General features: G+C 68.1%; 8 protein-coding genes. 3 read left to right on the top strand and 5 right to left on the bottom strand.

Annotated features, from left to right (window positions below; translation table 11 throughout):
• Nucleotides 1-957 (bottom strand): GlxA family transcriptional regulator (locus AC5RV2_RS11145; protein WP_494092377.1); only part of this gene is annotated, 957 nt, incomplete at its 3' end.
• An 81-nt stretch (nt 958-1038) separates the two neighbouring features.
• On the opposite strand from AC5RV2_RS11145, the gene AC5RV2_RS11140 reads away from it, so the two are divergent.
• Nucleotides 1039-1206 carry a hypothetical protein gene (locus AC5RV2_RS11140; protein ID WP_494092376.1) on the top strand — a complete coding sequence of 56 codons (168 nt, stop codon included), beginning with the start codon at nt 1039-1041 and terminating at the stop codon, nt 1204-1206.
• A 91-nt stretch (nt 1207-1297) separates the two neighbouring features.
• Here AC5RV2_RS11140 and AC5RV2_RS11135 read toward each other — a convergent pair whose 3' ends face one another.
• On the bottom strand, nt 1298-1855 hold the full coding sequence (locus tag AC5RV2_RS11135) for a DinB family protein (RefSeq protein WP_494092375.1): 558 nt from the start codon (nt 1853-1855) through the stop codon (nt 1298-1300).
• A 252-nt stretch (nt 1856-2107) separates the two neighbouring features.
• Here AC5RV2_RS11135 and AC5RV2_RS11130 point away from each other — a divergent pair, with 252 nt between their 5' ends.
• Nucleotides 2108-3085: a helix-turn-helix transcriptional regulator gene (locus AC5RV2_RS11130; RefSeq protein WP_494049745.1), complete on the top strand. Its 978-nt coding sequence runs from the start codon at nt 2108-2110 to the stop codon at nt 3083-3085.
• A 62-nt stretch (nt 3086-3147) separates the two neighbouring features.
• On the opposite strand, the gene AC5RV2_RS11125 is transcribed toward AC5RV2_RS11130, so the two are convergent.
• From AC5RV2_RS11125 to AC5RV2_RS11115, 3 genes are all read right to left on the bottom strand, one after another.
• The gene (locus AC5RV2_RS11125; RefSeq protein ID WP_493979030.1) at nt 3148-3936 is read right to left on the bottom strand and encodes an ABC transporter ATP-binding protein; all 789 of its coding nucleotides are present in this window, start codon (nt 3934-3936) and stop codon (nt 3148-3150) included.
• 1 nt (nt 3937) lies between these two features.
• Nucleotides 3938-4837 carry an ABC transporter permease gene (locus AC5RV2_RS11120; protein ID WP_493979031.1) on the bottom strand — a complete coding sequence of 300 codons (900 nt, stop codon included), beginning with the start codon at nt 4835-4837 and terminating at the stop codon, nt 3938-3940.
• Between the two features lie 102 nt (nt 4838-4939).
• Nucleotides 4940-5929 carry an ABC transporter substrate-binding protein gene (locus tag AC5RV2_RS11115; protein ID WP_494092378.1) on the bottom strand — a complete coding sequence of 330 codons (990 nt, stop codon included), beginning with the start codon at nt 5927-5929 and terminating at the stop codon, nt 4940-4942.
• A gap of 370 nt (nt 5930-6299) precedes the next feature.
• On the opposite strand from AC5RV2_RS11115, the gene hrpA reads away from it, so the two are divergent.
• Nucleotides 6300-9274 (top strand): ATP-dependent RNA helicase HrpA (gene hrpA, locus AC5RV2_RS11110; protein WP_494092374.1); only part of this gene is annotated, 2975 nt, incomplete at its 3' end.

Here is a 9274-nt window from a genome sequence, read left to right as displayed (position 1 = left end):
GGCGCCACCGCCGCGGAAGGTGCGGCGGTAGGACGCCGGGCTCACGCCAACGGACCTGGCGAAATGGTGGCGCAGCAGCACCGCCTGGCCGAACCCGGTGATCCGGGCGATCTCCTCGATGTTCAGGTCCGATTCCTCGAGCAGTTCCTGCGCACGCAGCACCCGCTGGGCGTTGATCCATGCCGCCGGCGTCGCGCCGGTCTCGGCCCGGAACCGGCGGGCGAAGGTGCGCTCGGACATGTGGACCCGCGCGGCCAGCTGGGCAACGCTGACGTCCTGGGCCAGGTTCTCGGACAGCCACGCCAGCAGGTCCTTGAGGGTGTGGCAGCCGGCCAGCGACATGGGGCGGTCAATATATTGCGACTGGCCCCCGGCCCGGTGCGGCGGCACCACCATGTCCCGGGCGATGGCCGACGCCACGGATGCCCCGAGTTCGGTCCGGACCAGGTGCAGGCAGGCGTCGATTCCGGCGGCGGTGCCGGCGCTGGTGATGATGCGCTCGTCCTCCACGTACAGCACGTTTTCGTCGACGTCGACCTGCGGATATTCGGCGGCCAGCTGGTGTGAGTACTGCCAGTGGGTGGTGGCGCGCCGGCCGTCCAACAGCCCCGCTTCGGCCAGCACAAAGGCCGCCGAGCACACGGACAAGACCCAGGCGCCGCGGGCGTGGGCTGCCCGCAGGGCCTGCAGAAGCGCTTCGGGGGCCTGGTCCATGCGCTGGTACGGCGCCACCACCACGAGGTCAGCGTCGTCGGCGGCCCCCAGCCCGAGCGGGACATTGAGGGAGAACCCCAGCTTGCTGCTGACGACCCCGGGCTCGGGAGTGCAGATCCGGAAGTCGAACGCCGGAACGCCGGTCCCCCGGTCGGAACGGTCGATGCCGAAGACTTCGCAGACCACCCCGAATTCGAACGGCGCAGCTCCCGGAAGCACCACCACGGCCACCTTTTTCAGCATGCCACCAGTATGGCAGTTTTTTATGCTTTATGGTCGTTTCTGCCACTCTTTTTTTGCCGGCCGCAGGACCACCATGGAGGCATGGAACTCCTCCTGATCACCGCACTGGCACTCCTCGTCATCATCGAAACCCTCCGGTTGATCCTGCGTGACGGACGGGGAAACACCCCGCCGGAACGTTCGCAGGCCGACTGGACGGCCGGCTCCACCCCGAGCCGCCCCTACACCGAACTCGCCCGGCTGGCCTGACCCGGCCACCCCTCCGCGGGTTCCTGAGGAAGGGGCCCGCGGGACTCGGCCCCCTGAAGCACCCCGCGGCCCGGACCCTCTGTACGGCTCCCTACTGGCGGTGGGCGAACAGGTCGCGCAACAGCGCGACCTCGGCCAGGTGATGAATCATTTCCCGGTTGATGTGCAGCACCAGCGTCCCCATGGAGCGATCGGCATAGGGGCCTTCGGCCGGCCCGCAGGGCGCCGCCAGCCCCTCGTCGCCGAGTCCCCGGACCCCCGCGGTCCAGTGCGCATAGTATTCGTCCAGCAGCTCCAACGCGCCCGACGCCGTGCCCGGATAGTCGAACGATTCGTAGCTGACCGGCGGCCCGCCGAAGTGCGAGGCGTTACGGCTGCCCAGCACGCCCACCAAAATGTGGCCCAGCCGCCAGGCAACGGTGGTGACGGGCGGCGGCACCGGCTCCGGAAGCCCGAAGTCGATCGTGAAAACGCCGGCGCCCACCGCCATCGGTGCGGTACTGGTCCCGCGGTGCCGCACGTTCCAGCAGCCCTCGGCGGGCTCCCAGAAGTACTCTTCGTCGGTGAGCCCCTCCAGCCGCGGCCGGGCCTGGGCGTCCCAATGCCAGGTCAGCTGCTCGAGCAACTCCTCGGCTGCATTGAAAGACATGCCGGCTCCTCCCCAACGGCGGCTCCCCGCCTGGGGAGCCCGGGAGTCCATCATGCCGGGCGGCCGGCAGTTTGCCCAGAGCCGGGGACGCACCCCTGGGACGGGGCGGGTTGCCGTTGGGGGCGTCGGGTCCCCCGATTACGGACAGCTCTTGTCCTGAATCGAGACTAGAGTGGCCCTGTTGCCGGAACGACCGGCGCCCGCGCGTGCTGCAGGGTTCGGCACGCTCCGGCTGCTGAAGACAGGTGGGCCATGCTCGAAACGTCCGCGCGGCTGCTGCAGCTGCTCTCCCTGCTCCAGATGCGCCGGGAGTGGACCGGGTCCGCCCTGGCCGGGCGGATGGGGGTCACCGAACGGACGGTGCGCCGCGACATCGGCAAGCTCCGCAGCCTCGGGTATCCCATCAATGCCTCCCCCGGCGTGGCCGGCGGCTACCAGCTGGGCGCGGGCGCGCAGCTTCCGCCGCTGCTGCTTGACGACGACGAAGCCCTCGCCGTCGCGCTGGGTCTCGGGGCGGTGACCGCCAGCCCGGTGGCCGGCGTCGGCGAGGCGTCGCTCCGGGCGCTGACCAAGCTGGAGCAGGTGCTGCCGGCGCGGCTCCGGCCCAAGTTCTCCACGCTGAAGAACGCCGTGGTCACCCTGGCCGGCCCCACCGCCGCCGTCGACCCCGAGGTGCTGACCGGGATCTCCACCGCCATCGCCGAACGGCGCGTGGTCGGCTTCCGCTACGCCAAGGCCGACGGCGAGTCCGGCCGCCGCCTGGCCGAACCGTACCGACTGGTGGACACCGGCCGCCGCTGGTACCTGGTGGCCTACGACACCGGCCGGCAGGACTGGCGCACCTTCCGCGTGGACCGGTTCGAATCGGTTCCCACGGCGCGTGAACGCTTTGCCCCGCGGCAGTTGCCGCAGCCGGACCTGGCCGCCTACGTCCAGCAGTCGATCACGCGGTCCCCGTACCGGTTCGACGTGGTGGTCCGGATCGACGCCCCCCTGCAGGCCGTCGCGGAGAGGATCCCGCCGAACATCGCCGTCCTGTCCGACGACGGCGGCGCCACCGTGCTGCGGGCCGGCTACGATTCGCTGGACTACCCCCTGGTGGAGCTGGCCGCCACCGGCTTTGCGTTCGAAATCCTGGAGCCGGCGGAATTCCGGCAGCGCGCCGCGGAGCTCGCGGGCCGGCTGGCTGCTGCCGCCGGCACGGGAACGGCGGCCGCCCCTACCGCCTAGGTGGGACAGCCGCCGTCGTACCTTGACCCGGTCCGATGCCGGTGGCTCCTGGAGCGCGGACGCTACTGGAGCATGGTGCGGTCGTCGACCACGCCCTTGATCTTCTCGAACTCATGCAGCAGGTCCGGCACCGTGGCCTTCTGCTTCTGCTCCTGGTCCAGGTCCAGGATGATCCGGCCCTCGTGCATCATGATCAGCCGCGTGCCCAGCCGGAGCGCCTGCTCCATGTTGTGGGTCACCATCAGCGTGGTCAGGCGGTGCCGGTCCACCACTTCGGCGGTCAGGCGGCTGACCAGCTCCGCACGCTGCGGGTCGAGGGCGGCGGTGTGCTCGTCCAGCAGCAGGATTTTCGGGCTGCTGAACGTGGCCATCAGCAGCGACAGCGCCTGCCGCTGGCCGCCCGAGAGCAGGCCCACCTTGGCCTTGAGCCGGTTCTCCAGCCCGAGCTCCAGCGAACGCAGCTCTTCCTTGAAGAATTCGCGCTTCTTGCGGGTCACGCCGGGGCGCAATCCGCGGCGCTTGCCGCGTTCGTAGGCGATGGCCAGGTTCTGTTCGATGGTCATCTCCGGTGACGTTCCCGCCATCGGGTCCTGGAACACGCGGCCGACGAAGCGGGCCCGCTGGTGGTCGGCGAGCCTGGTGACGTCGTTGCCGTCGATGCTCACCGTGCCGACGTCCGGGCGCAGCTTGCCGGAGGTGATGTTCAGGATGGTCGACTTGCCGGCACCGTTGCTGCCGATCACCGTGACGAATTCGCCGGCGGCCAGGGACAGGTTGATCTCCTGCAGGGCGACGCGCTCGTTGACGGTGCCTGCGAAGAAGGTCTTGTGAACGTTCTTGATATCCAGCATGTCAGCCCTTCGCTCCCGTCAGGGACTTCTTCATCTTTCCGAGCCCGCCGACGCGGCGAAAGACCTTCCACTGCGGCAGCACCAGCGCGATGACCACCAGCACGGCCGAGACCAGCTTCATGTCGTTCGGCTGCAGGCCGGCCTGGAGGGCCAGCTGGATGACCACGCGGTACAGCACGGAACCGAGCACCACGGCCAGGGTGGCGATCCAGATCAGGCGGGTTCCGAAGATCGCCTGGCCGATGATCACCGAGGCCAGGCCGGCCAGGATCAGGCCGATGCCCATGCCGATGTCGGCGAAGCCCTGGTACTGGGCGATGAACGCGCCGCAGACGGCCACGAGCCCGTTGGACAGGGCGAGGCCCAGGATCTTCTGGTTGTCCGTGCTGACGCCGAAGCTGCGGATCATCTGTTCGTTGTCGCCGGTCGCCTGCATGGCCAGTCCGATGTCGGTGTGCAGGAACCAGTCCATGATCACCTTCACCACCAGGGCGACCAGCAGGAAGATGGCGATGGCGCCGATGCCGCCGAGCATCCCCGACTCGCGCAGCGGGGTGATCAGGGTTTCTTCGCGCAACAGCGGCAGGTTGGCCCGGCCCATGATGCGCAGGTTGATGGAATAGAGGGCGATCATCGTCAGGATGCCGGCCAGCAGGCCGTTGATCTTGCCCTTGGTGTGCAGCAGGCCGGTGACGGTGCCGGCAGCCATGCCGGCGATGAAGGCCAGGATGGTGGCCATGACCGGCGGCATGCCGTTGATGATGCTGATGGCGGCGACTCCGGCGCCGGTGGTGAAACTGCCGTCGACCGTCAGGTCGGGAAAATCGAGGATGCGGAAGGTCAGGTAGACCCCCAGGGCCATGATCGCGTAGATCAGCCCAAGCTCAACCGCGGTAATCATAGGTAGTAGACCTTGGTTCTCTCGTGGCGTCGCTCCGGCGGCCGGGCTGGCCGGCCGCCGGAGGGACTGCGGACTTCTTCGGCTCGAGCTGGAAGTTCGGGCTTACTCGAAGACGTGGTCGGCCGTTTCGGCATAGCCGTCCGGCAGGGTCACACCCATGCGCTTGGCGGCGGCCGGGTTGACGTAGAGTTCCAGCTCGGTCTGGGTCTCCACCGGCATGGATGCCGGTTCAGCCTCGCCCTTGAGGATCTTCACGGCCATCTCGCCGGTCTGGTAGCCCAGCTTTTCGTAGTTGATGCCGTAGGTGGCCACCGTGCCGCGCTTCACCGAGTCGCCCTCGGCGGCAATCGTCAGGATCTTCTTGGATTCGGCCACCTGGATCAGGGACTCGAGGGCGGACACCACGTTGTTGTCGGTCGGCACGTAGAACGCGTCGACGTCGAGCGACTCGGCGGCCTGCTGGACTTCACCGGAGTTGGAGATTGCTGCTTCCTTGATCTCCAAGCCCAGTTCCTTGGCCGCTTCCTTGGCCCATTCCACCTGGACGGTGGAGTTGACCTCGCCCGAGGAGTAGACGATGCCCACGGACTTCGCGTCCGGGTCCAGCTCCTTGACCAGGGCCAGCTGCTCCTCGACCGGGTTGCGGTCCGAGGTACCGCTGACGTTCGATCCCGGAGCGTCCATGCTTTCCACCAGCGAGGCGGACTCCGGGTCGGTGACCGCGGTGAACAGGATCGGGGTGTCGACGATGGCCTGCACGGCCGCCTGCGCGGTGGGCGTCGCGATGGCCAGGATGAGGTCCTTCTGGTCGCTGGCGAACTTGCCGGCGATGGAGGTCGCGGTGCCCTGATCGCCCTGCGCGTTCTGCTCGTCGTAGGTCACGGTCTCGCCCTCGACGTAGCCGTTGTCGGCCAGCGCCTTCTTGAACCCTTCGCGGGCCGCGTCCAGGGACGGATGCGAGACGATCTGGCTGATGCCGATCTCCACCGATTCGGTGCTGCCTTCGGCGGCATTGCCCTCGGAGGATCCCGCGTTGCCGCACGCGGAAACAAGCAGGGCGGTGGCCAGCAGGCCTGACCCCAGGCCGAACATGGTCGAACGTTTCTTCACGATGTTCCTTTCAAATGTCCGTCACGTGCCGGATAGCCCGGCACTTTTCCGCCTTGCCGCCCCTCCCCGGCGCGGCTGAAGCGGTCCGCCACACGCGGCGTCGTCATCGGCGCCGGCGGTGATGGCAGGCAACCCTGCGGTAGCGTCCTGAAGATCTTACCTGTGAACCGAGTCACATTGTCTAATCAGAACCGCGGGGTCAGGACAACCATATGAGATACGTCTCCCCCACCGGACAAATTGCATCCGTTTGTCGCCGGATAGTTATTTATGTCCACGGACGCACGCCTTGCCGTGCCTGCTGTGCGGGCGGTCCGGGGCAGCGGGTCCAGCGACTAGACTGTGGTCAATCATGGCTGTGAACATCACGTACCCCGCGGCCCTGCCGGTTTCGGAGCGGCGCGAGGACATCATGGCGGCCATCGCCGCGAACCAAGTGACCGTCATCGCCGGCGAAACCGGCTCCGGCAAGACAACGCAAATCCCGAAGATGTGCCTGGAGCTGGGCCTGGGCGAGAAGGGGCTGATCGGCCACACCCAGCCCCGGCGGCTGGCCGCCCGGACCGTGGCCGAACGCATCGCCGAGGAACTGGACGTGAAGATCGGCCAGGAGGTCGGCTTCCAGGTCCGCTTCACCGGCGAGGTCGGCCGGGATACCCGGATCAAGCTCATGACGGACGGCATCCTGCTGGCCGAAATCCAGCACGACAAACTGCTGAAGAAGTACAGCACGATCATCATCGACGAGGCCCACGAACGCAGCCTCAACATCGACTTCATCCTGGGCTATCTCAAGCAAATCCTGCCCAAGCGTCCGGACCTGAAGGTCATCATCACCTCCGCGACGATCGACCCGGACCGCTTTGCCCGGCACTTCGGCAGCGGCGACGAACCGGCGCCGGTGATCGAGGTTTCCGGCCGGACCTACCCGGTGGAAATCCGCTACCGCCCGCTGAACCAGCCGGCGGCCACCGATCCCGACAACCCGGACGTGGACGAGCTGGAGGAAGACCGCGACCCGCTCGACGCCGTCTGTGACGCGGTGGACGAGCTGTCCCTGGAGGCTCCCGGCGACATCCTGGTCTTCTTCTCCGGCGAGCGCGAGATCCGCGATGCCGCCGACGCCCTCGCGGCCAGGATCAAGACCAACCGCCGGCTGGCCGGCACCCAGATCCTGCCGCTGTACGCCCGGCTGTCGCTGGCGGAGCAGCACCGTGTCTTCTCCCCCGGCGGCCAGCGCAGGATCGTGCTGGCCACCAACGTGGCCGAGACATCGCTGACGGTTCCGGGCATCAAGTACGTCATCGACACCGGCACCGCGCGCATCTCCCGCTACTCGCACCGGACCAAGGTCCAGCGGCTGCCGATCGAGCGCATCTCGCAGGCCTCGGCCAACCAGCGCTCGGGCCGCTGCGGCCGCGTGAGCGACGGCATTGCCATCCGGCTCTACTCCGAAGAGGACTACGGGTCGCGGCCGGAATTCACCGACCCCGAGATCCTGCGCACCAACCTGGCCGCGGTCATCCTGCAGATGACCGCGATGGGCGTGGCCCGCGGTCCCAAGGACATCGAGGCGTTCCCGTTCGTGGAGCCGCCCGAGTCCCGCGCCATCAACGACGGCGTCACCCTGCTGCGCGAACTCGGAGCCCTGCCCGAGCCCGGCGCCCTGCCCCAGCCCGGCGCCAAGGGAGGATCCGCGCCGACGTCGGGGCTCACCGCCGTCGGACGCAAACTGGCCCAACTGCCGGTGGACCCGCGGCTGGGCCGCATGATCGTGGAGGCCGGCCAGCGCGGCTGCGTGCGCGAGGTGATGGTGCTGGCGGCGGCGCTGACCATCCAGGACCCGAGGGAGCGCCCAACAGACCAACAGCAGCAGGCCACCGAGAAGCACAAGCGCTTCGTGGATGAGAAGTCCGACTTCACCGGCATCCTGAACCTGTGGCGCTATCTGCAGGAGCGGCAGCAGGAGCTCTCCTCCACCCAGTTCCGCAAACTGTGCCGCACCGAGTTCATCAACTATCTGCGGGTCCGGGAGTGGCAGGACCTGTTCGCGCAGCTGCGCCAGCTGGCCAAGCCGCTGGGCATCTCGCTGGAGTCGGGACGGGAGGTGGACCCCGTGGGCAGGCACGACGACATCCACAAGTCCCTGCTCGCCGGCCTGCTCAGCCATATTGGCGTGTACGAGGAGCGCAAGCGCGAATATGCCGGCGCGCGCGGCACCCGGTTCGCCATCTTCCCCGGCTCGGCGCTGTTCAAGAAGTCGCCGGACTGGGTGATGGCCGCGGAGCTCGTGGAAACCTCCCGGCTGTGGGCCAGGGTGGCGGCGAAATTCGATCCGGCCTGGGCCGAAGAGATTGCCCCGCACTTGTGCAAGCGCACGTATTCGGAGCCGCACTGGTCCAAGAAGATGGGCTCCGTGATGGCCTACGAGAAGGTCACCCTCTACGGGGTGCCGATCGTCCCGCAGCGCCGGATCCAGTACGGCAGGATCGACCGGGAACTCAGCCGCGAGCTGTTCATCCGCCACGCCCTGGTCGAGGGCGACTGGCGCACGCACCACAAGTTCTTCCACCGCAACCGCAAGCTGCTGGCCGAGGTCGAGGAACTGGAAACCCGGATGCGCCGCCGCGACCTGCGCGTGGACGACGAAACGCTGTTCGAGTTCTACGACGAACGGATCGGCCCCGAGGTGGTCTCCGAACGGCACTTCGACAAGTGGTGGAAGGACGCCCGGGCGGAGAATCCCACGCTGCTGGATTTCGATCCGGATGCCGTGCTGGCCGCCGACGCGGAGGAACTCGACGCCTCGGCGTTCCCGAAGACCTGGCGGCAGGGGACCTTCGAGCTCCCGCTGAGCTATGAATTCTCGCCGGTGGCACCGGGGGCAGCCCCGGATCCGTCGGACGGCGTGACCGTGCACGTGCCGGTGCTGTTCCTCAACCAGCTGGACGCGTCCCCGTTCCGCTGGCAGATCCCGGGCCTGCGGGTGGAGCTGGTGACCGCGCTGATCAAGTCGTTGCCCAAGCAGATCCGGAAGAACTTCGTTCCGGCCCCGGACGTTGCCCGGAGCGCGGCGGCGGCCCTGGCGGCGGACTTCGATCCGGCCGAAGATGATTTGGAGCCGTCGCTGGAGCTGGTGCTGCGCCGGCTGAAGGGGCACATCATCCCGCCCGGCTCATGGAACTGGGAGAGCGTGCCGCCGCACCTGCGGATGACGTTCCGCGTGCTCGACGGCACCGGCAAGGCGCTGGGCGAGGACAAGGACCTGGACCGGCTGCAGCAGGAACTTGCGCCGGCCAACCGCCGGGCCATCGCCGAGTCGCTCGG

Source organism: Arthrobacter sp. Y3225116 (assembly GCF_059091245.1).
This window is presented reverse-complemented; position numbering and strand designations above follow the sequence as displayed.

Bases quoted from the DNA above. Each gene is read 5' to 3' on its own strand.
- AC5RV2_RS11135 (WP_494092375.1), bottom strand. From the start codon at position 1,855: ATGTCTTTCAATGCAGCCGAGGAGTTGCTCGAGCAGCTGACCTGGCAT.
- AC5RV2_RS11120 (WP_493979031.1), bottom strand. From the start codon at position 4,837: ATGATTACCGCGGTTGAGCTTGGGCTGATCTACGCGATCATGGCCCTG.
- AC5RV2_RS11130 (WP_494049745.1), top strand. From the start codon at position 2,108: ATGCTCGAAACGTCCGCGCGGCTGCTGCAGCTGCTCTCCCTGCTCCAG.
- AC5RV2_RS11140 (WP_494092376.1), top strand. From the start codon at position 1,039: ATGGAACTCCTCCTGATCACCGCACTGGCACTCCTCGTCATCATCGAA.
- AC5RV2_RS11115 (WP_494092378.1), bottom strand. From the start codon at position 5,929: ATGTTCGGCCTGGGGTCAGGCCTGCTGGCCACCGCCCTGCTTGTTTCC.
- AC5RV2_RS11125 (WP_493979030.1), bottom strand. From the start codon at position 3,936: ATGCTGGATATCAAGAACGTTCACAAGACCTTCTTCGCAGGCACCGTC.